Below are 24,474 nucleotides of genomic sequence, written 5' to 3'. Positions count from 1 at the left end.
TCCCACATACGGTTTTGGGCGCTTAAAATGCTATACTCGCCTCTTTCCGTCAAGTTCAGGTGTGTTGTGTATTCGATTGTTCGTCCCGTGCTTTTCCGTATGGACGCGGAAAAGGCTCACCATTTCACGTTAAAAAGTTTGAAGTTCGCCTACGAAATCGGACTTCAGGGCGTACTGGCAAAATCCCGCGTGGAAGATCCGATAGAAGTCATGGGGATTGCTTTTCCCAATCGTGTTGGTCTGGCGGCGGGACTGGATAAGAATGCAGAGTATCTCGATGCCCTGGCGAGTCTTGGCTTTGGCTTTGTCGAAATGGGCACGGTCACGCCACGTCCTCAACCGGGCAATCCCAGGCCGCGTATGTTTCGTCTACCCGAGGCGCAGGCCATCATCAATCGTATGGGATTTAATAACAAGGGTGTCGATTACCTGCTGCAACAAGTCAAACGGGCCTCTTATCATGGCGTCCTGGGTATCAATATCGGAAAAAACTTTGATACGCCGATTGAAAAAGCGGTAGACGACTACTTGATTTGTTTACGTAAAGTCTATGCGCAGGCGAGCTATATCGTGGTGAATATTTCGTCGCCAAATACCAAGAATCTACGCCAGCTCCAACAGGCGGAGGAAATGGGTGGACTGCTTAGTGCATTGAAAAGTGAGCAGCGCGAGTTGAGTAAAACTCACGGCAAGTATATTCCGATTGCGATCAAAATCGCGCCTGATCTGACAGATGCGGAGGTTACCGCGATCGCGCAGTTTTTGATAGATAATGAAATAGATGGTGTAATAGCGACCAATACCACGATCGACAAACACAGCGTAGATGCGCTAGAACATGGCAGGGAACAAGGTGGCCTGAGTGGTGCGCCTGTGCGAGAAAAGTCGACTCATGTGATTAAGGTCTTGAACAAAACCCTGCAAGGTCGGTTGCCGATTATTGGCGTCGGTGGCATTTTGTCGGGCGAGGATGCCAGGGAGAAAATACAAGCGGGTGCGAGCCTGGTGCAGGTGTACTCAGGAATGATTTATCGCGGACCCGATCTAATACACGAAGCCGCAAGCACGCTTGCTTCAATGAAATAAGCAGACAGCGAATGAAAAACGTATTGCCAGATTATAGCGCCGGAAGCCTGGTCAATCTTATATCGTCCTTGCGCGTCGCTATGGGTGGAAAGATTGATCATTATCCAACGGCGTCTTTGCTGGCACCCCACGAGATCGAAGGCTACGACAATATTGTTTTCATGCTGTTGGATGGGCTTGGTTACAATAGCCTACGCCGACATGGCGATCAGAGTTTTATTAACAAACATTGTATAGGCAGTCTGACTTCCGTTTTTCCTTCCACCACATCTACAGCGATTTCCACGGTGAATACCGGAACGGCGGCGCAACAACACACGGCGACGGGTTGGTTTGTGTACTGGCGGGAGCTTGCTACCGTGGCGGCTTTGCTACCTTTCAAACCGCGCATCGGTGGCGAGGTGTTTAGTCGTCAGAACATTACTATCAATCAATTGATGGGCGCGCAGCCTTTCTATTCCGAATTGAAACGCGATAGTTACGTGATCAACCATAATTACATCGTTGATTCAGATTACAGCGTGGGCATGACGCGCGGCGCAAAACGTAAAGGGTATGCCAGTCTTCAGGAGTTCTATTCCGAAATCGAACAGACGATTACCGCGGACAAGGATAAGAAATATATCTTTGCCTATTGGCCGGAGTTCGACGGTTTGTGTCATACCTATGGTGTTTACCATCAAAACACCCATAAACATTTCAATGACCTCGATCAAGGACTGGAACAACTGGCGACTCGCTTAGCGGGTAGCAATACACTCATTGTCGTTACCGCCGATCACGGCTTGATAGACACCGCGCCCGAATACGTCATACGCATCGAAGACTATCCGGAAATCGCACAGTGTTTACGTATACCGTTATGTGGTGAACCCCGCGCCTGTTATTGCTATGTAAAACCAGAGGCGATGTCGATGTTTGCCGATCTGTGCGAAACCCAGCTCGGACAATATTGTGATTGCGTGTCCGCGCAACAATTGATTGATGACGGATACTTTGGCTTGGGTGAGGCCAATGCATTGCTCAAAGAACGCGTAGGCGATTTCGTGTTGTTATTGAAAGGCAATTACGTCATCAAAGATCGTTTGCTGTCCGAAAAGCCTTTTACGCAAATTGGCGTGCATGGCGGTCTGAGCGAAGACGAGATGTTAATACCGCTCGTCGTTGTGAAGTGCTAGCGCTTATATCGGGGCAGGTTCAAACCGTCGCTAACCACGACGTCTCAACACCGCAATCCAGCGAGCAAGATTTAGAATTCCCGCCAGAGATTGCGCTACATAGGTATAGGCCGCAGCCTTGAGTATGCGCCGAACGGCCGCTTCATGAGGCGCTTGGATATAATTCCCTTCTTTCAATACCGGCAAGGCCTTATTGAAACTGGCGTCGAGTTCCACGGGCAATGTAATCAAATGCACCAGCACTGCCAGGCCGATACTGATAAATCCCACCACAAACATTACCAGCCCGGTTGATGGTGCACGGGTGGCGGCTGTAATAAACGGTATCGCAATCATAAACAGTGAACCGAAGCGTTCGGCGGCATTGGCCAGCATGACCAATCGTGTTCGCGTTTTCAATAGCGGGCTGTTTTGTTTGTGCTGTATGGCGTGTCCGACTTCGTGAGCGGCCACGGAAATGGCGGTCAGGGAACGACCCTGGAAATTCGCTGGTGACAGTCGGACGGTTTTTGTCGATGGATCATAGTGATCGCCACGTTCAGTGGTTTCCAGTTTGACATCAGTCATATCAAATCTGTCCAGCAGGTGGCGCGCAAGCTCGCCGCCTGTGCCAGGCATATTCGCAATATTCTTGCTATAACGGGCAAAAGTGCGTTTGGCCCACATTTGCGGGCCGAAGATGACAGCGATGAAGATGATGGCTAACAGAATAAAATGCACGTAACTCGAAACCTTGCACGACTGCTTAGTGGGCGTTGCAGTATAAGACTATATAGGAGACGCGGCAAACAGGCTGCCTTTGATGCCGTCAACAATGTATTGCACCGCCAGCGCCGACAGTAAAACACCGAGCAGACGGCTGATAACATTGGCGCCGGTTTCGCCCAGGCGTTTCATAATAGCTGTAGAAAAGCGTAGTGCGTAATACGTCATGATTAATACCACGATTAACACCCCGAGTATGATCCAGTAGGATTCAGGCCGACTGTTTTCACGCAACATTAACACCAGCGTGGTCATTGATCCCGGTCCGGCGATCAGAGGAATTGCCAGGGGGAAAACGGAAATGTCTTCTCTTTCGTGCGCCTCTACTTCTTCCGTATGGGTTGTTGAGCGCAGCCCGGATTGTCTGGCGAACACCATATCAATAGACAACATGAACAGTAGAAAACCGCCGGCAATACGAAAAGCGTCCAGACCAATCCCGAGCCAGCCGAGTAACTGGCTACCCGCAATCGTAAATACAATGAGTATCCCGGCTGAAATCAATACCCCTTGACGCGCCATTTTCAGGCGGTACTGGTCGTTTGCGCCGACGGTGAGGCTGGCGAATATCGGTGCCAGGCCGACAGGGTCAATGACGACGACAAGCACTACGAGAACACTGAGTATCTGGTCTAGCATAAAAAAAGGGGAAGCCTGAATGACTTCCCCTTTAGACGCATGAAGCGTGCCGCCGTTCAGTCGTCCATCTTGTCGATGTGAACCGTAGCGAAAGAACCACGCCAATCGTTTTCCGCAGGTACCAAATCGCCTACGCCGTGTACGCCGTTGTGATAGCTGACCATACCTTCACCGGAAGCCGTGCGTTGATTGCTACCATTGCCGCAAGGTGGACCTGGAATGTAATCGCAATCCTCGTTGTTCATCTCGGTACCGGCATCAATCACCGCCATCATATTGTGCGCGCTACGAGTGCCGCTGACGACAGCCAGCGCATCGTTACTACCGGCCAGCATAGTACTGACGCTAAAGCGTGCACGACGTGGTGCCATGATTTCGATGTCGAGCGATTGTCCCGGCAGAATTACGCCAGCGCCGACAGCACTGGAGTAAACCATACCGTTCGCTTCGGCTTCGGACTTAAGCATCGATGGATCGCCTGTCTCAGCCTGAATACCTAGTCCTTCACTTGCTGCCTGGCCAACGTGATACAAATGGAAGCCACGCTTGTGAGCGACGACGAGAGGTGGTGTAAGAATTTGATGAAGACTGCCGTTGGTAACGGTTATCTTGAACGTTTCCATGTCGTCACCTGCTTGCGCCGCATTGGCGATCAGGCCGAAACTTAAAGCTAAAGCTAAGATGGATTTTGTCATAGTACCCTCCGAATTGATTGGTTTGTTTGCCATCAAGCGGAGGTACTATGACAAGCATTCGTCACAGGCTTGTCACCTGTTTATCACAAATGTATCGCGAAACCTTTAGTGCATGGTGAAGAACTGATCCATTTGGAGCTGGCTGAACAGGGCGCGCATATCCTGGTTGCATCCCAGTAGTTCGATTTTGTCGCTACTCCAGCCAAAGGCGGCTTTTAACGCGATAATCGTTCCTAGCATATCGGAGTTCATGTCGTCGAGAGCTGACATATCGAACACAATATGGCAGTTGTCATCGTTTTCAACCAGTTCCTTAGCGATAAGATAAAACTCTTCCTGGTTGACGCTATCTTCAAAAACCAATTCCAGGCGTTTGTTTTCCTTATCCAATCGGTAGTTGTGCATGTGGTGCTCCTCGTGGCATTCAAAGCGTACTGAGGTTTTCGTCCGATGTTTCTTATCTAACAGTGTTTGTGTGTATATCTTTGTATCTGCGGCGCGATAAGCATATTCAAAAAACTGATTGTAAAAATTGGTAAAACGGAAAATAAATTGCAAATACTTTCTGATAGCACAAAGAAATCGGAATAAAGTTAAGGAATATACTTGTGTACTCAGAAGGATTGCTGGAAAACAAGACAAGATGTGAGCAGGATAGGCAGCTATTTGCCAGTTACCCGCTCCCCGCGCTTGTTGCCTTATTACTTGCAATAGTCTTATTGCTGGTAATCTCCAGCGAAGTACCCAAATCTCTACTGTTTGCCTGGTCCGTTTTGTTCGTGCTGGTGATGATTTATCGCACGATAGTTTACGCCCGTTATAGTGCAAGTAATGCCGATAGTGAGTACGAACCTGCGTGGCGTTTTCGTTTTGGCTTAGGGGCTATATTGCTCGGTATATGCTGGGCTTTGGCGTCGATTGTTTTTATACAATACCTGTCTATTACCACCTTGTCAGTAATGATAATTTTGATTGCCGGTGTCGCATCCGGGTCTGTTGTCAGTCTGGCATATGTGATACCGATTATGCGTATCTATCTCGCCTTGGTTCTTATACCGGTAGTCGTCATGATGGCGATGCACGATACGACGCTTTCCATTATCTCAGTTTTGGCGGTGTTTTTTCTAATCACCTTACATGTTGGCGGTACGCGTCTGAATGAGGCGTTTACCAAAAACATCAGAATGAAGTATTCCGGCGAAAAAGAACTCGAAAATCGAGAACGTTCTGACAGGCGAGTGAAGCTATTGATAGACAGTTCTCCCCTGGCTACGATTGAATGGGATGAACGCATGCGCATAACCAGTTGGAATCGAGCCGCTCAGCAGTTGTTTGGTTACAGCTTGGATACTGTACTTGAGTCAGATTTAGTACGTCTGGTGTCCGGAGACAGTCGCGAAGTACTCAAACATTTTGCCTATGAACTGTTATACAAAGATAAAAGTGCGCACAGCACTATTCATCTGGCCAGTATGAAAAGCGACGGCACTTACTTTACCAGCGAATGGACTGCGTCGGTGCTCTCGCGTGGTGACGAGAAGCTACAATTCGCTGCGCAAATTCGTGACGCCAGCGAAATAAAACAACGTGAAAACGAACTCGAAAATAGCGTAAAACAACACGCGCACATCCTGTCAAACCTACCTGTAGTCTTATATAGCCGTCGTGCAGTTGGCGACTATTGTCCCACTTTCATTAGCGCTAATGTAGGAAAACTGCTTGGATATGACGCACGCGAATTTATCAGCGATGCGAAATTTTGGCAGGACAAGATACATCCTGAGGATCGCGACCGTGTGTGGTCGGATGTAATAAAACTTTATAACTATGGAAAACACATTCAGGAATACCGATTTTTACAAGGTAACGGTCAGTTCATCTGGCTAAGAGATGAGTTAAACCTGGTGCTGGATGACGCGGGAAATCCCCATGAGATAATAGGATCACTGGCAAATGTTGACTACGAGAAAAAGACTCAACTTGTCAATGAAAGATTCAAAAAGATTCTGGATATGATGCTCGAAGGTGTTTTTGTTTTCGACGTGAATTCATTGCAGTGTATTTACGTAAATCGTGGAGCCGCGTTGCAGTCGGGATATAGTGAGGCGGATTTGCGTCGAATGTCTCCGGTCGATTTATTGCCAGACATTACCGAAGAATCTTACCGACAACTTATTGAACCCATTAGTGGACGTCAGGGAAGAGTGGTGAGTCTCGAAGCGGAATTACGTCATCGTGACGGTCACTTTATCGCTGTTGAAATCCAGACACAATACATTGAGCTTGAAGATGAAACTCCCCACTATGTTGCAATATTCCGCGATATACAGGAAAGACAGAAGGTGGATGTGATGAAAAATCAACTGGTGTCGACAATTTCCCATGAACTCAGAACGCCGCTGACTTCTATACTTGGCGCACTGGGGTTGTTGCGTATAGAGTGTGATGAAGCAGTCGATGTCAAAAATGAAGTTAGTCGTTTGATCGATATTGCATACAATAATAGTAAGCGTTTGGTAGCTATAGTCGAGGATGTGATAGATATCGATAAAGCAGCGCATGGTATGTTGATCGTGGAGAATACACCACAGTCCATCATGCCTGTGATCAGAGATGCTATTAAGCAAAATACCTATCTTTCTTCTCACTACGATATCCATTTGCAGTTGGGTCAGGCATGTGATGAGAAGATAGGCGTGGAAGTCGATGCATTGAGATTGATACAGGTCATTTCAAATCTCTTGTCCAATGCAGCTAAATTCTCGCCTGCCAAGGGCGCAGTAAAATTGTCGGTAGTGGCGCAACCGACTGAAGTCAACATTTCAGTATGTGACGAAGGGGTTGGAATTCCAGATGAACTCGCAGATGATATATTCGAGAGGTTTTATCAAGTAGACAGTTCGACTACGCGTAAACATAACGGCGCGGGACTGGGGTTGGCATTGTGTAAGAATCTCGTGGAAAAAATGCGAGGTAAAATCGGTTTTCATTCTAACAAACCCAACAAAGGCGTCACCTTTTTTGTAACGCTGCCACGGCTGGATACATAAAAAAAGGTGCCGCAAGGGCACCTTGTAAGAAGGCTCTATGTAAGTGCAGTTGCTTAACTTGTCGATCTGAGTCCGTTTCTATTCAGTAAAGAAAACCGTTGCTATGCGCATTCAATGCTTGTGGTTCTCATCACGAGGCATGGCTAGTAATGGTTTTCCTATCTACCAGCCACATCAGGTATAGCAAATACTATGATTAGCATAGTGGAAATGTGGACGCATTTGAAAGTGTTTTACCGTGTTCTGTGAACAGGGTCACGGTGGTTTTGCCAATTGGTTCTGGATTTCCTTCTTGGGTGTGGATTATCCGTTTGCTAACGATCTTGGGATTCGTGATATGAATGCAGACCCGCTGCATTAGGCGTGTTTATTCTAGACAGGAAAAAATAAGGGCACCTATTCGGTGCCCTCTAATGAGAACTTGCTGTGGTCAGCAGTCCCCGTCCCCTAAAAGTGTATAAATTTACATCGATATGCCGTCGAGTAGATTGCCAAGTCCATTTGCATAAGTCATCACATACGGTAAAGACTGTATCGTAAAAACCCCGGCTTTGAGAAGTGTGTTGCAAGGGAAGTGTGATGCTATTCACATACTTTTTGTGAACAATGAATGTCGGATTTGCCAGTCCCGGAAATCCTATCTAAGCCGCTGTTAGGTAAGGCCTAGTGAATCGGATGTAAGGGCAAGGGAAAGGCAAATTGCGTCCCCTGATTGATATGGCTGGTTACGCGAACATCACTCTGATGAAGCTGCAAAATGCGCTTGGTGATGGCCAGACCAAGGCCTGTGCCTGATTCCGTATCATCGCGGCTTTTATTTGCGCGATAGAATCGTTCAAAGATATGCGGTATGTCCTTTTCATCGATGCCCGGGCCATTGTCTGCAATACTGATGAATAACTGCCCATCTTTTTGTTCCAGTTCTAGACTGACTTCACCTCCGCGCTGGGTGTACTTTATGGCATTGTCCAGAAGGTTTTCGATAACCCGTTCGATCAAGGCAATATCGGCCTGAACAAAGGGAATCTGCTCGGGTATGCTCGTGTGCAAACTGATCTGTTTTTCACTGGCGAGGTACTGAAATTTCTGCACCACATCGTAGGCCAGTTCCGACATGGAAAAGGGCTCGTAGTGTAGACGATTTGAGCCACTTTCCAGTATGGATAATTCAAACAATTCAGATATCAGACGCCCCAGACGTTGACTGTGTCGGAAAGCGACATCGACGTAGTGTTTACGCTCGTCTGTGTTGAGTGAGTCGCCTTTGATACTTAGCGTTTCCAGATAACCCTGTAACGAAGACAGGGGTGTGCGCAAATCATGTGACACATTGGCGATCAGTTCGCGGCGCATGGTGTCTTCATGTTGCAGTTGTTTAACCTGTTGAATAATGCGCTCCGACATCTCACGAAAGGTGCGGCCGAGTTCGTCGATTTCATCACCAGGGCGGCCATCGAAACGTTTATCCATTATCAAGTGTTGTTGAAAATCACTCTTTTTAAATTGTTGCATGAGTTGTGAAAGATTGCGTACGCGGCGTGTGATAAAGCGAAAGGTAAACAGGCCCGCTATAAACGCGATCAGAATCGCGCTTACGATGGCGGCAATGGCCATACGCGAGACATAGCTCGACTGCAACATACTGATGACGGAATCATAGATTTCGCCGCCAAGCACAACATATAAATATCCCTGTAGCTGACTGCCATCATAAATAGGCGCAGCGGAAAAGGCCTTCTTGCGCTCGACTCCACGCGGATCATCACCGAGTATGGGAAGCTCGTCTCCGGATAGATAATGGTGTATGACACCCGTATCTATGGCATCCAGTTTGACATGGCCTGGCGGCGCGGAATAGGCGAGTATGTCGCCGTTGACTGAAACCAGGTAAACCTCTATCGCAGGATTGACCAGCATCAGCCCCATAAAGACTTTATTCCAGTCTTTTTCGTTGACCTGCGTGTTTTCGAACAGACGTGTTTCCTTGACCAGATTCTGCGCAAGATCATAATGCAGGCGTTGATTGAGTTCCTGCAAAAATACCGGTGTGGTAAGCGCACTGATGGTGACCAGCGTCAGACCGAGAAACAACATCACTCCCAGTAGAACCAGGGAAAGTTTTTTGTAAAGCGTATTACTCATGCAACAGCCTGTAAATCGCGATTGAACTTATAACCAACACCCCACACCGTTAGAATAAACTCCGGGTGGGTGGGATCTTGTTCGATCTTACTGCGTAGGCGGTTGATGTGCGAGTTGACGGTATGCTCATAGCCATCGTGTCCATAGCCCCAAACGCTATCGAGTAGCTGTGCGCGGGTGTAGACGCGGCCGGGTTGCGCAGCGAACTGCACTAATAGATCGAATTCTTTGGCCGTCAGATCGATATAGCGACCGCGTACTTCAACGACCCGATCGGCAAGATCAATCCGCATATCTTTGTACTGAATCAACTGGGATTCGGATTCCTGCTCGCGGTGAAAATTTTCCATGCGTCGAAACATGGCTTTTACCCGCGCGATTAATTCGCGTATGGAAAAAGGTTTGGTGAGATAGTCGTCGGCACCTACTTCCAGGCCGAGCACGCGGTCCAGTTCGCTACTGCGCGCGGTCAACATCAGAATGGGCGTATAGATATTCTTGCCACGCAATTGTTTGCAGATTTCGATGCCGTCGAGACCGGGCAGCATCAGGTCGAGTATGATGAGTTCATATTCACCCTGTATGGCCAATTCCAGGCCCTCGCGCCCGTTACCGGTGTGGCGTACATCGCAGCCCAGATCTCTGAGGTGCATGGTCAAGAGGTTAGATATATCGGTATTGTCTTCGATGACGAGAATTTGCCGTGACATTGCGTGTCCTCCAGTCAGTCTGAACATATGCTAGCGCTGTAATTTCACAAAAGGATCACGGAATAGAGGCGTTTGCCCTAAATTTGTTACACATCGCCCTGGCCAGATCGTTGAAATAATCTCCTGTCCAGCGGCCAAAAAAATTGACGTCCCGGGTGGTGTAGTGGGGGATATCCATATCGGCGGATGGGGAGACATATCCAATATAATCCCCGTTAAAGGACAGTGGGAAGGGCATGCAGCCTTGCTGTGGAAGACTGGCCTCCAGTTCAGCGGCAAGTCCTCCAGCGTAATCAGCGGGGAAGGAAAGCAATAATACCTTGTCCAGGTTTAAGGCATGGATGTAAGTGTTGTCAGGGTGAAGTAGCGCCTGACTCAGAATTGGACTGACTCTGAGGTGTTTGCCTAATTGCAGGTGCAGACTATTCAACCTTACCGGCAGTAGCAAACTATCGACAGTTCCATTTGACCAGCGTGTGCCTGTCTGGCTGGAGATGGTTGAGTGTATTTGCTGCGCCAGGGTTTGCGCGTAGCGTTGTGCGTCTCTGACCTGGCCCTCGACGCCGGACTCCTGCCCGGAAATCTGTGCCGACGTTGCGCCAGGCGCGCTCGATGCGAACATGACCGGGATATTCAATTGTTGTGAGAGATGCATCGTCAGGCGGCCAGGATAGTCGCCATCGAGTTGGTGATTATCGCGACCCAATAGGGTCGGATGTGCGCCAAAACCGATGAGCATGCCGCGACGGTTTCCCTGGCCATCGAGCAGGCTCAATACATGTATCGTTTCATAGGCTGTGACGCTGGCCTTCTTCGATTGCAGGCCGTGACGCGTCAAAGGTGTTTCGGTCTGTGGCGCGATGCGATGATATTCCAATTGCACAGGCGCAAGGTTTTGTCGGCTTGCCAAAACCGCGGCGCTTATTTTACTTAGCAATGTTTCAGTTGCATCTGCATCATAGTCGCCAAGCGTGAATTCGAGTAGCCATGAGTCCTCGTATGCGCCCGGTCCCGAATGGGTGTGGCTGGCGCTAAAGAATAATTGTTCTCGTGGAATGGCCGTACGCGCGCTGACCTGTTCTACCAACAATGGCAAGGGCAGCAGAATTTCTGCATTGATAATCGTAACCGTTTTGTGTTGATTGGATAGTGTGAGTGCACTGGCTTTAAGCGGTGTTCGAATCTCCCGTGTGAGCTTGGGTTTGCGCGCTGCAAAACCGCCTAATGAAAATTCGCCTTCTGGGGTGATGTCTACTTGTGCAATATTGCCTGTCAACGCCCCATCTGATTTGTCGACAGCTAGTTGTTGGAGAGAATTCAGGGTGTGTTGATAGTATTCGCCTTCGACATAGGGTGGATCATTAATTGGCCACGGCCCAATGAAGATGACAAATAGAACAATAATGCCTGTTAACCAGGTCAGGCCGCGTTTTTTCATGCCTGCTCGATAATGTTGAACCTGTTGCGCATGATAACAGATTTGCGCTGACGCCTATTAACAGAGTCCCTATAATGTGTGAATTTTGAGAGTAAACCTATGCATTTGATCCTCGGCGGTATGCGATCAGGTAAATCCGCTTATGCGCAGCAATGCGCTTTGCAAAGCGGGCGGACGCCAGTCTATATAGCGACGGCGCAAGGTCTGGATGAAGAAATGCAGGCACGCATAGCGCGACATCAACAGGATCGCGGTGCGGACTGGCAATTAATCGAAGAGCCGCTACATCTCGCCGATGCGCTTCAGCGCAGCGACAAGGTTGAAAACTGCATAGTAGTGGACTGTCTCACACTATGGATGACGAATCTGCTTATGCAGGAAGAACAGGGGAATTGCATTCTTGAAAGGGAAGTCGCGCATTTGTTTGAGGTCTTGCCGCAAATGCGTAGTGACATCCTTTTTGTGTCTAACGAAGTCGGATTTGGTGTCATGCCTATGGGTGAATTGACACGAAAGTTCTGCGACGAAATCGGTTTTCTGCACCAAGGTCTGGCGACGGTCAGCCAACAGGTAAGTTTGTTGGTGGCAGGCATTCCGGTCAAAATTAAATAGTGACTTCGATGCCATCCATACCAACAGCCGTGTTTGATTTTGATGGTACGCTGGCCAATTCAATGGCGGTGGGTCTGGATGTCTATAACGTCATCGCACGCAGGTCCGGTTTTCCAACTCTGGATCAGACAGGCTTTCAAACCATTCGACAATTGTCTGTGCCGGAAATTCTCTCATACCTGGGCGTGCCACGATGGCGGCTGCCTTGTTTTATTCTTCAAGGGCGTCGTTTAATGCATAGACGTAGCGCTGAAATTCAACCGTATCCCGGTGTGCGCGATCTTATCAATCGACTGTTGGAAAATGATATCCGTGTTGCGGTATTGACTGCGAATTCCCGTGCCATTGTGCAACAGTTTTTTCAGCGACACGAGATGAAGATGCCGGATTTCGTCGATTCGACGCGATGGCGAAAAGGCAAACATCAATTTTTGCGTGAACGGGAAAAGGAAAACAGACGCTTGATCTATGTCACCGATGAGGCCAGAGATATTGTATTGGCGCAACGGGCGAGCGTCCCGGTCGTGGCGGTGGACTGGGGTTTCAATACGCGTGAGCGTTTGTTAAAAGCGCGACCGGACCGACTCGTTTCTGACACCGAACAATTAAACACCGCCATCATTGAATTGCTAAAACCGGAATAAGCTCAATGAAAGATGTGGTAGTCGGAGAAGCGTTCGCGCACCACATTGATCAAGGCGTAAAACGGATCCCACGCCATAATCCCGGTAAATAAAGGATATGTCGATGCCAGTGTCAGGCCTGCAAACCATTTAGCGGTCAATGGCAAAGCGAAGGCAAACACCATCGTCATTGCACCAAGAAAAACGCGTGTCATGCGATCCAGATTGGAAACGCAAGGTTTCTTTACTCGAGCCATAGGCAACTCTCCTCAACCAAAAGGTCATACTCCCCTGGGCTTGGATGAGTCAGATACCCACTCGTTTAGTCTTCTCGTGAGTGCGAGGCTTGAGCAATCGTTTTACAAAAATCGTCTTGCATTAATTGCAATGGCTACGCTCGTACTTCATTAGACTACCGATACTGAGGATATCTGGCGCAACACCTACATCCTCATTAGAAAACATTTCCCGGCCCTGGTTCACTCAGTGCAAGGGGTAGACCATGCCTGTCTTCTTGTCCTTCCCAGCGATTCAGCAGCTTGCATAAAACAATGGAATAAAAAAAATCGGCATGTGTCGGACTTTTGACAAGGTTGGCGTGAGTTGCTACCATTCGCGCCCTTTGTTCGTGTAAAGGGCAGGTGAAGCTGTTCTTTACAATCAATAGGATAGGATTTAATTCATCAATGTTTGATATCAATAGTGCTGTTAATCGTTCTATAAAGAATGATTTACTCTCCGGATTAACGGTTGCCCTTGCCCTGGTTCCTGAAGCTGTCGCCTTTGCCTTTGTCGCCGGTGTGCATCCGCTGGTGGGATTGTATGCGGCTTTTATGGTTGGGCTTATTACTGCAACGATAGGTGGTCGACCGGGAATGATCTCAGGCGCGACCGGCGCACTTGCGGTTGTGATGGTGGATTTGGTGGCAAGCCATGGCGTGGAGTATTTGTTTGCTGCCGTAGTGCTGATGGGACTGATACAAATCAGTATGGGCGTATTGAGGCTGGGTAAGTTTATTCGTCTGGTGCCTTATCCCGTAATGCTCGGATTTGTTAACGGGTTGGCAATCGTGATTTTTCTCGCGCAATTGCAGCACTTTCAAGTCAAGGATGAAACTGGCGGCGTGAGCTGGATGTCCGGTGATGCACTGTGGATGTTGCTAGGCTTGATCGTTCTTACCATGTCGATAATTCATTTTCTGCCACGTTTAACCAAAGCTATTCCTTCTTCCCTGGCAGCAATTATTGTCGTTAGCGCATTAGTGATATTTTTTAATCTTGATACTCGCACGGTTGGCGAGATGGCTTCGATAGCTGGTGGATTGCCAGAGTTTCACATTCCAATGGTGCCACTGAGTCTGGAAACGCTGTGGATCATACTGCCTTATTCCGTCATTCTCGCCCTGGTTGGTTTGATCGAATCGTTATTGACCATGACGTTAATTGACGAGATTACTGAAACACGCGGCCGCGGTAACAAGGAGTGTATTGGTCAAGGTACCGCCAATGTTGTTACCGGTTTTTTTGGTGGCATGGGTGGTTGCGCGATGATTGGTCAAAGCATGATTAATGTTAACTCCGGCGGCCGAGGCCGATTGTCAGGAATTTCTGCGGCGATATTCCTGCTGATTTTTATTGTATTTGCTTCCAGTCTCATTGAAATGATACCGATCGCCGCCCTTATCGGCGTCATGTTCATCGTCGTCCTGGGAACTTTTGAGTGGTCCAGTTTTCGAATACTCGGCAAGGTGCCGCGATCTGATGCATTTGTATTGATACTGGTTTCAGGTGTAACCGTTGCAACCGATCTTGCAATCGCCGTCGTTGTCGGCGTGATAGTTTCAGCACTGGTATTTGCGTGGGAACAAGCCAAGCGCATCGAGGTCCAAACATACATGGACGCAAATGGATCGAAGATTTATTTATTGCGCGGACCATTATTTTTTGGATCGATCCATAATTTTCGCGAGCTCTTCGATCCACAACGAGATCCGGATGATGTGGTAATCGATTTCCAGAATTCGCGCGTTTATGACCATTCCGCGCTGGAGGCAATTGATGCATTGGCCTTGCGCTACGTGAATGAAGGTAAGAAGCTGCATCTGCGGCATTTGAGTCAGGAATGCAAAGTTCTGATGGAAAACGCAGGTGATTTGGTAGAAGTCAATGTGCTGGAAGATCCCAGCTACAAAGTCGCCACCAATAAACTGGCCTAGGCATCAGCCACGTAAATCATCTAGCGGGCGATAGCGGCGTTAAAAACGTTACGACGTGTGAATAGCGCTTAATTAGCTGATGACTTAAATAGAAATTAGATTTTTCCCTCCTCTCTTAGTGGGAACGCCCCGCCTCTTCCTCCTGAGGTGGGGCACTTTATCCCGGCGGACATGTGGCTCCAAGCGCTGGGGCAAACACTGGCCACGTAAAAGCCACAAAAAATTTCCTGGCTAACCAGGCTTCCTGCACCCAGCATCACCGATGTGTGTTATTGTCTCTTTGAATTACTATCATCACGCATCTATGACTATTCTTGATCACTTGTTTATATTGTTCTTCGCTATTGGCGTGCCGATGATGACGTATAAATCTTATCCGATGATCAAGGCCGAACTTCAGAAGAACTCACCGGGCATACGTGAACAGTTGTACAAATCTGCCAGTATTCAACAGTGGATTGTGGTCTCGTTCCTATTGGGACTGTATAGCTATAACGAACGTGATTTGACTGCTATGGGACTCTCGCCCGTGTCGGACACAGCGGGCACATGGTTTGGTTTTGCCCTGGTTATCGCTTACGTGAGTTTCTCGGTGTTTATTTTACAGAATGCGCGAGCGGGTGGAGCATGGAATATCAGGTTGCGACGCTGGATTTCCGACATGCCTGGCGCCGAGGTGGGGCCGACCAATGATCGCGAAATGCAATGGTTTGTGTGGGTGTCACTCACGGCAGGTATCTGTGAGGAGCTTATCTATCGTGGTTACATGATGTGGTATTTCACCAGCATGAGCGATCCGTGGATTGCATTGCTTATCACATCGGTTTTATTCGGCTTGAATCATGTCTATCAAGGTGTCCAGGGTGTGCTGCGAACAGCGGCTGCCGGCGCGGTTCTGGCGTATGTATTTTTGCTCACCGACTCCTTGCTGATACCGATGTTACTTCATGCGGTTGTTGACTTTTATAGTGGTAAAATGATTTTGCACGTGCGGCAAACAACAAGCGTCAACCAGAGGCGTGAGTTATAAACCAGCAATGATGGATTTTCTGATCACGCTCAAAATCTTTTGGAATACTTGGTCGCGTCATGTTCTTGGTTGAGTACGCCGATAAGGCATCGCTATCGAGTTTGAAATTGCGTAGATTGTTGGAAAATATAAGTAGGCCTTTCGGACGCAGCAGGCGCATGCAATTTTTTATCAGTTCAACGTGATCGCGTTGAATGTCCAGAACGTCTTTCATGCGCTTGGAATTGGAAAAGCTGGGCGGATCAAGGAATATTAAATCATAGACCGGATAGGGCGCCTGTTTTTTCAACCAGTCGATGCAATCCGCCTGGATAAACTGGTGCGAGTCACTAAGCTCGAAGCCATTGAGTTGAAAATTGCGTATTGCCCAGTCCAGATAGGTTCTCGACATATCGACAGTTGTCGTCGAGCGTGCGCCACCGGCTGCAGCATAAACTGTCGCGCTACCGGTATAGGCGAATAGATTGAGAAAGTCTGCGTTAGCACTGTTTTCCTCTACCCACGACCTCGCCAGTCGGTGATCGAGAAAAAGCCCGGTATCGAGAAAATCTTCGAGATTGACCAGGAAACGGTGATTGTTTTCGCTTACCGTGTAAAAAGGACTGTCTTGCGATTGTTTCTCGTATTGCTGCGTGCCTTTTTGCTGACGACGTCGCTTAAAAAACAATTCGTCTTCGCTGATGCCAAACTCTTCACGTACAACGCTAAGCGCTTCTCTTACCCGTTGTCGCGCCGCCTGTTCGTCTATCGTTTTCGGCGCTTCGTATTCCTGAACATGGATACGCAGCTTGTCGCTTTCGTAAATGTCAATTGCCATTGCGTATTCGGGAATGTCGGCATCATAAAGGCGATAGCAACTGATATTGTGCTGGCGCAACCATTTTGCCAGGTGTTTTTGATTCTTAACCAGGCGATTGCGTAGCATTTGCGCATTTTCGCTAAACTGCGAGGCGTCCAGAAGTTTGGGAAGTCGACGCGGAGTAATAAAGTTTGTTGGATTGATATCCATTAACAGCAGCTTGCATTTAAGCGGGCCGTTGTAAAAGCTGTATTGTTTATTGGCGTGGATATCCAGCATTTTTCCGAGATCGGGATTCGCAGTGAAAATACCGGCCTTCCAGTTCACAAACTGCGAGCGCAATTGCCGTCCGATAGCGCGATATAGGCTGCCCAGGTTTTCCAGTTCACCAATACGCACACCGTAGGGAGGATTGATGCACACCAGTCCTTCTTTTATTTTTTTGTTTACATTGATCTGTTCCAGTTCCTGTTTTTCCAGGTGTATGTACGCACCCAGACCCGCATTCTCGATATTGTCCTGTGCGGCGAGATAGGCTTTATAGGATTGGTCAAAGCCAATAATTCTGGGAATTTGTTGTAGCCCGACATCTCGGCGTTCTTCGGCCTCGTGTAAGAGTTTCTCCCAGACAGAGGTATCAAAACGCTTCCAAAACTGAAAACCAAAACGCTTTTTTTGTAAGCCGGGCGCAACATCACCTGCCATCAAGGCAGCTTCGATTAACAGCGTTCCAGAGCCGCACATGAAGTCACAAAAGGCACCACCACTTTTGGCGATAGCAGGCCAGCCCGCGCGAACCAGAATGGCGGCGGCGAGATTTTCCTTTAATGGTGCGCTACCGCCGTGTATGCGATAGCCACGTTGATGCAGGCTTCCGCCGGACAGATCCAGCGCAATTTGCACTTGATCGCGATGAATATAAACATTCACGCGAATATCGGCTTCTTTGATATCGATATTCGGGCGTTCCCCACAGCGATCGCGCATCTGGTCAACGATAGCGTCTTTGACCTGAAGTGCCACAAAGTGGCTGTTGTTGAATTTGGATCGACTGACATTGGCGTCGATGGCGAGCGTGCAGGTGTGGTCGAAATGAGATAACCAATCGATAGCATTCACGCCATCGTATAAGGCTTTTTCGTTGTCCGCTGCAAAGTTTGCCAGTGGCATCAAAATACGGTTGGCCAGGCGTGACCATAAACAGGCACGATAGGCTTGTTCCAGCGTTGCTTTAAATCGCACGCTGCCTGGAGATGTCTTACAGTCGGAGATGCCCAAGGTGTTTAGTTCATCGGCGACCAGTGTTTCAAGATCTCGGGAAGAGGTGGCAAAAAATTCAAATTGTTCAGACATGGGGAGGCAACGATGGAAATTGTCGGGGCATTATAGTGGAAAGCCGGGCCGGGGTATATCTTCCGGGGACTGATGTTCATTCTATCGTCTGTTTGCTTGAGGCATAATGTGTGGGTAACCCATAACCGGACCCGTGAACGTGTTGTTTCTTCTTGGACAAGTGCTTGGTGGCATAGGTTTGTTTCTGCTGGCGATCAAGCTGATCACCGATGGCCTGTCTATCGCCGCGGGTAACTCCTTGCGGAATTTCCTGGCCAAGGCTACTCGCACACCGATGCGCGGCATACTTTCCGGTGCATTGATTACCAGTATCGTTCAGTCTTCCAGCGCAGTCACCGTCGCCATCATCGGTTTTGTGAACGCAGGCATATTGACGCTTTATCAGGCGATGGGCGTGGTATTTGGGGCCAATATCGGTACGACCATGACCGGCTGGCTGGTCAGCATGATAGGGCTGAACTTTAAATTAGCCCTCTGGGCCTTGCCCCTGGTGGGTATCGGTATGCTTGCGCAGTTGTTTATGGAGTCCTCTCGCATCAAGGCGATTGGCGAGGTCTTAACCGGTTTTGGTCTGTTTTTTATAGGCATTGAAGTACTGAAGAATGCCTTCGCCGGTCTGTCGCAATCCATCGAACTGGCGACGGTCTTTCCGGACAATACTTCTGGCCTGTTTCTCTACATGGCGATGGGATTCGTAATTACTGTCCTGACCCAGTCGTCTTCTGCCGCAGTGGCAATGATTCTCACCGCGGTTTCTTCCGGTGCGCTGGGCTTTGATGCCGCCGCTGCTATGGTTATCGGTGCAAATGTTGGCACTACTTCGACGGCAGCGTTAGCGGTTATTGGCGCGACACCCAATGCCAAGCGTGTCGCCCTGGCGCATATTATTTTTAATGTGTTTACCGGTGTCGTTGCATTGGTGTTATTGCCTTTGGTGTTGTGGCTGGTTGCGGCAGTTGGCAGCTTGATAGGTTTGGAACAGACAGCCGTTGTTTCGCTTGCTTTGTTTCATACCGTATTCAATATACTCGGAGTCGTATTGATGTGGCCTCTAAGTGCACGCCTGACGACTTTTTTAAAGCATCGCTTTACCAGTGTGGCCGAGCACGAAATAGAGGCCTTACATCTGGATGCAACGACATTGGGGACGCCAACCCTGGCAGTGAATGCGGTATGGCAGGAATTGTCTCGCGTCCAGAATTTTGTATTACATCTTGGCCAACAGGTATTGTTGGTACCCGTGCCGTCTCGTAAGGCAGTGCACGAGCTGGAAGATACTACGGAAAATATTTTGACCCGGGTGCGTGATTTTACTGTACAGCTTTATTCCAGAAACCTGAGCAAGGAAACGGCAAATCAACTACCCGGGCTTATGCGTGTGAGTCAGTATTTCCACACAGCGACTGTACACGCCACCTTTTTGCGTGAGCATCATAGCTGGCAGGTTAAACTACTCCATACGGCTTTAAAAGAAGATGCCGAATCCTATCTGTTTTTGTGTCGCAATATATTGAAGTCCATGCAGTCACCGGATGCAGAAGACAATATGGCAAGCTTTCCCGCGCGTATCGTTGAGGCGGAAGAGCGTTATCAGGCTTTGAAGCAACAGGTGTTGTCGGCGGGTACATCACAACAGGTAGAAGTGCAGGATATGGTTGATATTCTGGAATTGCTTAGCCATGTGAGGGCGATGATGCAACAATTGGCAAAGGCGATAATGATGCTTTCAGATCAGAAGCAGGCTTTGGAGTATAAAGTCGATGTTGTTCCGGTAAATCAGGCGTTGTAAATGAGATTGAGAAATACATGAAACATCACGGTGCCATAGGCGCTGGCCATATTGAAACAGTGCGTGCGGCAGAAGAAATTCTACGCGACGGAGGAAACGCTTTCGATGCAGTTATAGCCGCGCAATTTGCCGCCTGCGTAGTCGAACCCGTGCTGTGTTCACTGGGTGGTGGTGGTTATCTGATATTTCGCGATAGCAAAGGCCGTCATGGCGTGTATGATTTTTTTGTGCAAACACCTCGTCAAAAACCCAAGCTGGACGAACTGGATTTTTATCCTATACAGGCCGACTTTGGAACGGCAACGCAGGAATTTCATATCGGACGAGCCTCGATTGCCACGCCAGGAACCGTGCGTGGCATGTTTGAGATTCATCGCGATCTGGCAAGTATGCCGATGTCGCGATTGGTGGAACCCGCTATCCGTCTTGCCAAAAACGGGATAAACCTGAATGCCTTTCAAGCCTATATCCTCGACATAGTGAAACCGATTTATCAGGTTTCATCGGAGACGCGTGAGATTTTTACACGTCAGGATGAGGCGGCGCGAATGAAAGGCGAAGGTGACAGCTATCGAATGACAGGGTTTGCCGATGTGCTCGATGCGTTGGCCCACGAAGGGGATGCGCTTTTTTATCGCGGAGAAATCGCCGCGGCAATCTGTCATGTTACCCGTGAAGGTGGTTGTCTTGATTCCGAAGACTTGAAGCAGTACACGGTGGAGAAACGTCGCGCCCTGCAAAGCGCCTATGGTAATCATCGATTGCTGACCAATCCCTTGCCCTCGTCTGGTGGCACCTTGATACACTTTGCGTTGCAGTTATTGCATGAAGTTCAGATCGGTCAATATCGACATGGTTCCTATGCATATCTGCGCATGTTGGCCAATGTTATGGATGCTACCTCACGAGCGAGAGTTATGGCGAGTCAGAATCCAAACGGCCTTGCATCATTACTTGATCCGGAGCAACTCAAGACATTTGTTAAAACGCTCAAAGGGCGCGCTCAGGCCCTTCGCGGCACAACACACATCAGCATAGTAGATGCCAAGGGTAATGCTGCCGCCATGACGCTAAGCAATGGCGAGGGCTGCGGCCATATGTTGCCTGGTATGCAAATCATGCTAAACAATATGTTGGGTGAAGAGGATCTCAATCCACAAGGTTTTCATCACTGGCAGACCGATCAGCGTATGACGTCGATGATGGCGCCATCTTTATTGTTGGATAGAGATGGCGGCGTAACCGCCCTGGGTTCAGGCGGCTCGAACCGGCTGCGCACAGCGGTCTTGCAGACGTTAATCAATCTCGTGGATTTCGGCATGCACCTGGAGGAAGCGGTTCAGCTGCCACGTATTCACCTTGAACAGGATGTACTGAATATCGAGGGTGGATTGCGTGAAGATGTGGTGAATGCGCTGGTAGATGATTTTCCACAACACGTTTTGTGGCCAGAACATAATTTGTTTTTTGGTGGTGTGCACGCGGTCAGGTTTGATCGGACCGGTTTGTCGGCTGCGGGTGATCCTCGTCGAGGAGGATGCACCTCGTTGTTGTAATTAGTGTCGTCTATTTAATACGATTGGGCAGGACGTCGCGCAATTTATCCGCCGCGCTACGTAAACACTTTTCCGTTGTCTCCCAGTCGATACAGGCATCGGTGACTGATACACCGTACTTCAGATCGGCGAGATTTTCAGGGATGTTTTGATTTCCCCAATGGATATTGCTTTCCAGCATTAGCGCGACAATAGACTTATTGCCTTCGACTATCTGGTTGACACAATCATCTGCGACCAATGGCTGATTCGCCGGATCTTTGTTGGAATTACCATGGCTGCAATCTATGGTGATGTTGAGCGGTAACAGATTGGCCGCTTCGAGCTCTTTTTCACATTGTTTGATGCTGACGGAATCGTAGTTGTGCGTTCCGCCACCGCCACGCAAGACCACATGACCGTATTGATTGCCACGGGTGTGAAATACGGCGCACTGACCTTCCTGGTTAATACCTAGAAAATGGTGACCACGTGATGCCGAATGCAGGGCATTAATGGCGACGCTAAGACTGCCATCGGTGCCATTTTTAAAACCTACGGGAGTGGAAAGGCCGCTGGCCATTTCGCGATGGGTTTGAGATTCCGTAGTTCGGGCGCCAATCGCCGTCCAGGTAATCAGGTCCGACAAATACTGAGGCGAAATAGGATCCAGAGCCTCAGTCGCGGTAGGTAGGCCTAATTCGGCAATATCGAGTAAGAGTTTTCTAGCGGTGTGCAGGCCTTGCTCGATATGGAATGAGTCATCCATCTGAGGATCGTTGATCAGACCTTTCCAGCCAACAGTGGTACGCGGTTTTTCGAAGTAGACGCGCATCACTATATATATAGTGTCTTTTAATTCGTCGGCGAGTTTCTTCAAACGGCGGGCATAGTCCATAGCTGCGTCGGTGTCATGGATAGAGCAGGGACCAACAACAACAAAAATACGATGGTCTTTGTGATCCAAAATGTCGCGCAAAACTTCGCGTCCCGCCAAAACAGTGTTTTCTGCCGCGGCCGATAGGGGCAGAGCATCCTTAACCTCTTTCGGCGTTGGCAACAGTTGTTGAGAGACAACGTTGATATTGGTGAGTGCTTGTTCAGACATCCCGGCTTTATATTTATCGCTTGAAAAGGGCAGGTATTATAAACGTTTTTATGGCGAAGTGGAGAGGAAACAGGCGAATTTCCCGGTGCTGGAGTTTATCGGGGAATTGAAGGCTTTTACTGGATTTCAAAAAAAGATGGCTAGCTTATGAGGTATAACCCTGACAAATAGTCGGCTTTACTGGTCTAGACGGGAGCACAACCCCCCTCCCAGAGTCGAAATACAACCTCGACTAGCGGCTCAACCGTCTATATGTGACTAAAGCAAAGGCTATTTGCCAGGGTTTTGACCTTACCTTATTTGGTCGCTACAGCAGGCCACTTGCCTTTCACCTGCTGAACAGCACGTGAGGCATGACCTATAGTGTGAATGTGGATGACGATTTCACGGAACTTGTCTCCTTCAAATTCCCATTCGCGTGCTGCGCGAACCACGCAATCCAAACGAACGTCACCACACTGTTGCTCCTGGTCGATTGGCGAGTCCAGTGCTTTTTCTACTGCGGATTTGATTTCTTTGAGTTGCTTGCCTTCCAGTTTCAAATGTCCCAGCCACTCGGCAGAATTGAGATTGATGGTGTTGGCACTAGCCTGCGCGGCAATTGCCAGAGTAGCGAGTGTTGCGATTGCCAGACTGGCGATGAACTTACGAACCATTGTTTCCCCCTTGGTTAATTCAGATGTGCGGACAGGTTTCCCTTGTTATGATCTTAATTCTTGAGTGTTCCGTTTTTGGTGGTGGGCTATATTCCACATCAGTCGGGCTTAGACGTCAACAGTACATTCAAATTTTTTTGTTAATGACTTTCATCCGCTTCCATGTTCGACGTTTTCTTTTCCAGCGACAGTGTCGCCGTTTCGATATTATGCGATTTGCATTGCGGGCATGATTTTTTCGATGGTTTCGAAATTATCCAGACCAGGTAGGCAAGGGCGAGTATAATCAGCGGCAGAAAAAAAGCCGACAACAGTATCATGGCAATGAAAATGAGAAATAATTGCGAACTGTTTGATCTGGCTTCTCCCTGAAAGCCGCAATCCTTGCATTGAATGCCTTGTATGGTTTCGGCTTGCTGCATGATGTCTCCAAAATGGGTATATAATTCAGCCAACTATGCTCTAAGGTTTATTTGTCCATTGAGCAGTTTGACAGCGAGCGCTAAGTATATACCTAAGTAGGAGGCAGACTCAAAAGGCTGTTACGTAAATGACGGAAGATAACGACGAATTAGTAAGTAAAAGCCAACTCAAGCGCGAGGCCCATGCCATACGCGAGATGGGTGAACGATTGGTGGCGATGCCCGAGAAGGTGTTAGTCGAGCTGGGTCTGCCTGACAATATACTTGAGGCTGTGCGCGAGGCGCGAAGTATACGGTCGTATGCAGCAAAAAAACGACAGTTTCAATACCTGGGGAAGTTGTTGCGCGGCATAGATGTTGAACCGATTGCTCAGGAACTGGCGCGCTATGATGATCGGCATCACCAAAATGTCGAAGCGTTTCACGAGATCGAACACTGGCGAGACCGGTTGCTCGGCGAATCTGGTGGAGCCTTGGAGGAGCTAATATCACAATATCCTGATATTGATGTCCAGCATCTAAGGCAATTGATTCGGAATAACCAGCGGGAGCGCGCGGCGAACAAGCCACCCAAGTCGGCACGTGCCATTTTTCAATATTTAAAGCAAATCATTATTGGATAGCGACA

Annotated in this window: 22 protein-coding genes; 10 read left to right on the top strand and 12 right to left on the bottom strand. The window is 48.6% G+C overall.

Features of this window, described 5'->3' with window-relative positions; all coding sequences use genetic code 11:
- Positions 1-27: 27 nt before the first annotated feature.
- Both OEZ43_13420 and OEZ43_13415 read left to right on the top strand, forming a co-directional pair.
- Positions 28-1,086, top strand: a complete 1,059-nt coding sequence (locus tag OEZ43_13420; protein MDH5546589.1) for a quinone-dependent dihydroorotate dehydrogenase — start codon at positions 28-30, stop codon at positions 1,084-1,086.
- An 11-nt stretch (positions 1,087-1,097) separates the two neighbouring features.
- Positions 1,098-2,264 carry an alkaline phosphatase family protein gene (locus OEZ43_13415; GenBank protein MDH5546588.1) on the top strand — a complete coding sequence of 389 codons (1,167 nt, stop codon included), beginning with the start codon at positions 1,098-1,100 and terminating at the stop codon, positions 2,262-2,264.
- Positions 2,265-2,294: 30 nt separating this feature from the next.
- Here the strand turns inward: OEZ43_13415 and OEZ43_13410 are convergent, their stop codons facing one another.
- The 4 genes from OEZ43_13410 to OEZ43_13395 form a co-directional block, all read right to left on the bottom strand.
- Positions 2,295-2,984, bottom strand: a complete 690-nt coding sequence (locus OEZ43_13410) for a zinc metallopeptidase (protein ID MDH5546587.1) — start codon at positions 2,982-2,984, stop codon at positions 2,295-2,297.
- 48 nt (positions 2,985-3,032) lie between these two features.
- Positions 3,033-3,773 carry a MarC family protein gene (locus OEZ43_13405; protein MDH5546586.1) on the bottom strand — a complete coding sequence of 247 codons (741 nt, stop codon included), beginning with the start codon at positions 3,771-3,773 and terminating at the stop codon, positions 3,033-3,035.
- The gene (locus tag OEZ43_13400; GenBank protein ID MDH5546585.1) at positions 3,725-4,363 is read right to left on the bottom strand and encodes a spondin domain-containing protein; all 639 of its coding nucleotides are present in this window, start codon (positions 4,361-4,363) and stop codon (positions 3,725-3,727) included. The genes OEZ43_13405 and OEZ43_13400 overlap by 49 nt, the downstream gene beginning before the upstream one ends.
- A 105-nt stretch (positions 4,364-4,468) precedes the next feature.
- Positions 4,469-4,768 carry a hypothetical protein gene (locus tag OEZ43_13395; GenBank protein MDH5546584.1) on the bottom strand — a complete coding sequence of 100 codons (300 nt, stop codon included), beginning with the start codon at positions 4,766-4,768 and terminating at the stop codon, positions 4,469-4,471.
- 203 nt (positions 4,769-4,971) lie between these two features.
- On the opposite strand from OEZ43_13395, the gene OEZ43_13390 reads away from it, so the two are divergent.
- Positions 4,972-7,413: a PAS domain S-box protein gene (locus OEZ43_13390; protein ID MDH5546583.1), complete on the top strand. Its 2,442-nt coding sequence runs from the start codon at positions 4,972-4,974 to the stop codon at positions 7,411-7,413.
- A 663-nt stretch (positions 7,414-8,076) separates the two neighbouring features.
- Here the strand turns inward: OEZ43_13390 and OEZ43_13385 are convergent.
- Genes OEZ43_13385 through OEZ43_13375 form a run of 3 tightly spaced genes read right to left on the bottom strand, consistent with a single transcriptional unit; the run spans position 8,077 to position 11,703 of the window.
- Positions 8,077-9,555 carry a HAMP domain-containing histidine kinase gene (locus OEZ43_13385; GenBank protein MDH5546582.1) on the bottom strand — a complete coding sequence of 493 codons (1,479 nt, stop codon included), beginning with the start codon at positions 9,553-9,555 and terminating at the stop codon, positions 8,077-8,079.
- Positions 9,552-10,265 (bottom strand): response regulator transcription factor, encoded by a 714-nt coding sequence (locus tag OEZ43_13380; GenBank protein ID MDH5546581.1) that lies wholly within the window; start codon positions 10,263-10,265, stop codon positions 9,552-9,554. The genes OEZ43_13385 and OEZ43_13380 overlap by 4 nt, the downstream gene beginning before the upstream one ends.
- 55 nt (positions 10,266-10,320) lie before the next feature.
- Positions 10,321-11,703 carry a neutral/alkaline non-lysosomal ceramidase N-terminal domain-containing protein gene (locus OEZ43_13375; GenBank protein MDH5546580.1) on the bottom strand — a complete coding sequence of 461 codons (1,383 nt, stop codon included), beginning with the start codon at positions 11,701-11,703 and terminating at the stop codon, positions 10,321-10,323.
- A gap of 99 nt (positions 11,704-11,802) precedes the next feature.
- Between OEZ43_13375 and cobU the strand changes: the two genes are divergently transcribed.
- Both cobU and OEZ43_13365 read left to right on the top strand, forming a co-directional pair.
- The gene (gene cobU, locus OEZ43_13370) at positions 11,803-12,315 is read left to right on the top strand and encodes a bifunctional adenosylcobinamide kinase/adenosylcobinamide-phosphate guanylyltransferase (GenBank protein ID MDH5546579.1); all 513 of its coding nucleotides are present in this window, start codon (positions 11,803-11,805) and stop codon (positions 12,313-12,315) included.
- An 8-nt stretch (positions 12,316-12,323) separates the two neighbouring features.
- The gene (locus OEZ43_13365) at positions 12,324-12,959 is read left to right on the top strand and encodes an HAD hydrolase-like protein (GenBank protein MDH5546578.1); all 636 of its coding nucleotides are present in this window, start codon (positions 12,324-12,326) and stop codon (positions 12,957-12,959) included.
- 2 nt (positions 12,960-12,961) lie between these two features.
- Here the strand turns inward: OEZ43_13365 and OEZ43_13360 are convergent, their stop codons facing one another.
- Positions 12,962-13,195 carry a DUF2892 domain-containing protein gene (locus OEZ43_13360; GenBank protein ID MDH5546577.1) on the bottom strand — a complete coding sequence of 78 codons (234 nt, stop codon included), beginning with the start codon at positions 13,193-13,195 and terminating at the stop codon, positions 12,962-12,964.
- Between the two features lie 429 nt (positions 13,196-13,624).
- On the opposite strand from OEZ43_13360, the gene OEZ43_13355 reads away from it, so the two are divergent.
- Together OEZ43_13355 and OEZ43_13350 are read left to right on the top strand one after the other, a co-directional pair.
- Positions 13,625-15,154, top strand: a complete 1,530-nt coding sequence (locus tag OEZ43_13355) for a SulP family inorganic anion transporter (protein MDH5546576.1) — start codon at positions 13,625-13,627, stop codon at positions 15,152-15,154.
- Between the two features lie 304 nt (positions 15,155-15,458).
- The gene (locus OEZ43_13350) at positions 15,459-16,184 is read left to right on the top strand and encodes a CPBP family intramembrane metalloprotease (GenBank protein ID MDH5546575.1); all 726 of its coding nucleotides are present in this window, start codon (positions 15,459-15,461) and stop codon (positions 16,182-16,184) included.
- On the opposite strand, the gene rlmKL is transcribed toward OEZ43_13350, so the two are convergent.
- Positions 16,162-18,336, bottom strand: coding sequence for a bifunctional 23S rRNA (guanine(2069)-N(7))-methyltransferase RlmK/23S rRNA (guanine(2445)-N(2))-methyltransferase RlmL (gene rlmKL / locus OEZ43_13345; protein MDH5546574.1), 2,175 nt, complete (start codon positions 18,334-18,336; stop codon positions 16,162-16,164). The genes OEZ43_13350 and rlmKL overlap by 23 nt on opposite strands.
- 139 nt (positions 18,337-18,475) lie before the next feature.
- On the opposite strand from rlmKL, the gene OEZ43_13340 reads away from it, so the two are divergent.
- Together OEZ43_13340 and ggt are read left to right on the top strand one after the other, a co-directional pair.
- Entirely contained in the window at positions 18,476-20,125 is a 1,650-nt protein-coding gene (locus OEZ43_13340) for a Na/Pi symporter (protein ID MDH5546573.1), read from the top strand.
- A gap of 17 nt (positions 20,126-20,142) precedes the next feature.
- Positions 20,143-21,681 carry a gamma-glutamyltransferase gene (gene ggt / locus OEZ43_13335; GenBank protein ID MDH5546572.1) on the top strand — a complete coding sequence of 513 codons (1,539 nt, stop codon included), beginning with the start codon at positions 20,143-20,145 and terminating at the stop codon, positions 21,679-21,681.
- A 10-nt stretch (positions 21,682-21,691) separates the two neighbouring features.
- Here ggt and OEZ43_13330 read toward each other — a convergent pair whose 3' ends face one another.
- The 3 genes from OEZ43_13330 to OEZ43_13320 form a co-directional block, all read right to left on the bottom strand.
- Positions 21,692-22,768 (bottom strand): 3-deoxy-7-phosphoheptulonate synthase, encoded by a 1,077-nt coding sequence (locus tag OEZ43_13330; GenBank protein ID MDH5546571.1) that lies wholly within the window; start codon positions 22,766-22,768, stop codon positions 21,692-21,694.
- A gap of 296 nt (positions 22,769-23,064) precedes the next feature.
- Complete coding sequence (locus OEZ43_13325) at positions 23,065-23,424, bottom strand: hypothetical protein (GenBank protein ID MDH5546570.1); 360 nt, start codon at positions 23,422-23,424, stop codon at positions 23,065-23,067.
- A gap of 140 nt (positions 23,425-23,564) precedes the next feature.
- Positions 23,565-23,846 (bottom strand): hypothetical protein, encoded by a 282-nt coding sequence (locus OEZ43_13320; GenBank protein ID MDH5546569.1) that lies wholly within the window; start codon positions 23,844-23,846, stop codon positions 23,565-23,567.
- A 128-nt stretch (positions 23,847-23,974) separates the two neighbouring features.
- On the opposite strand from OEZ43_13320, the gene OEZ43_13315 reads away from it, so the two are divergent.
- Positions 23,975-24,469, top strand: a complete 495-nt coding sequence (locus OEZ43_13315; GenBank protein ID MDH5546568.1) for a DUF615 domain-containing protein — start codon at positions 23,975-23,977, stop codon at positions 24,467-24,469.
- Positions 24,470-24,474 lie beyond the last annotated feature (5 nt).

Source organism: Gammaproteobacteria bacterium, assembly GCA_029881255.1.
Classification (GTDB): Bacteria; Pseudomonadota; Gammaproteobacteria; order S012-40; family S012-40; genus JAOUMY01.
The sequence above is the reverse complement of the archived record's forward strand: the minus strand, read 5'-3'. Positions and strand labels throughout refer to the sequence as shown.

What these genes read in the sequence shown, in the direction of transcription:
- OEZ43_13325 (MDH5546570.1), bottom strand. Translation starts at nt 23,424, where the DNA reads ATGGTTCGTAAGTTCATCGCCAGTCTGGCAATCGCAACACTCGCTACT.
- OEZ43_13400 (MDH5546585.1), bottom strand. Translation starts at nt 4,363, where the DNA reads ATGACAAAATCCATCTTAGCTTTAGCTTTAAGTTTCGGCCTGATCGCC.
- OEZ43_13350 (MDH5546575.1), top strand. Translation starts at nt 15,459, where the DNA reads ATGACTATTCTTGATCACTTGTTTATATTGTTCTTCGCTATTGGCGTG.
- OEZ43_13375 (MDH5546580.1), bottom strand. Translation starts at nt 11,703, where the DNA reads ATGAAAAAACGCGGCCTGACCTGGTTAACAGGCATTATTGTTCTATTT.
- OEZ43_13420 (MDH5546589.1), top strand. Translation starts at nt 28, where the DNA reads ATGCTATACTCGCCTCTTTCCGTCAAGTTCAGGTGTGTTGTGTATTCG.
- OEZ43_13365 (MDH5546578.1), top strand. Translation starts at nt 12,324, where the DNA reads ATGCCATCCATACCAACAGCCGTGTTTGATTTTGATGGTACGCTGGCC.
- OEZ43_13320 (MDH5546569.1), bottom strand. Translation starts at nt 23,846, where the DNA reads ATGCAGCAAGCCGAAACCATACAAGGCATTCAATGCAAGGATTGCGGC.
- OEZ43_13385 (MDH5546582.1), bottom strand. Translation starts at nt 9,555, where the DNA reads ATGAGTAATACGCTTTACAAAAAACTTTCCCTGGTTCTACTGGGAGTG.
- OEZ43_13315 (MDH5546568.1), top strand. Translation starts at nt 23,975, where the DNA reads ATGACGGAAGATAACGACGAATTAGTAAGTAAAAGCCAACTCAAGCGC.
- OEZ43_13330 (MDH5546571.1), bottom strand. Translation starts at nt 22,768, where the DNA reads ATGTCTGAACAAGCACTCACCAATATCAACGTTGTCTCTCAACAACTG.
- ggt (MDH5546572.1), top strand. Translation starts at nt 20,143, where the DNA reads ATGAAACATCACGGTGCCATAGGCGCTGGCCATATTGAAACAGTGCGT.
- cobU (MDH5546579.1), top strand. Translation starts at nt 11,803, where the DNA reads ATGCATTTGATCCTCGGCGGTATGCGATCAGGTAAATCCGCTTATGCG.
- OEZ43_13360 (MDH5546577.1), bottom strand. Translation starts at nt 13,195, where the DNA reads ATGGCTCGAGTAAAGAAACCTTGCGTTTCCAATCTGGATCGCATGACA.
- OEZ43_13415 (MDH5546588.1), top strand. Translation starts at nt 1,098, where the DNA reads ATGAAAAACGTATTGCCAGATTATAGCGCCGGAAGCCTGGTCAATCTT.
- OEZ43_13395 (MDH5546584.1), bottom strand. Translation starts at nt 4,768, where the DNA reads ATGCACAACTACCGATTGGATAAGGAAAACAAACGCCTGGAATTGGTT.
- OEZ43_13380 (MDH5546581.1), bottom strand. Translation starts at nt 10,265, where the DNA reads ATGTCACGGCAAATTCTCGTCATCGAAGACAATACCGATATATCTAAC.
- OEZ43_13355 (MDH5546576.1), top strand. Translation starts at nt 13,625, where the DNA reads ATGTTTGATATCAATAGTGCTGTTAATCGTTCTATAAAGAATGATTTA.
- rlmKL (MDH5546574.1), bottom strand. Translation starts at nt 18,336, where the DNA reads ATGTCTGAACAATTTGAATTTTTTGCCACCTCTTCCCGAGATCTTGAA.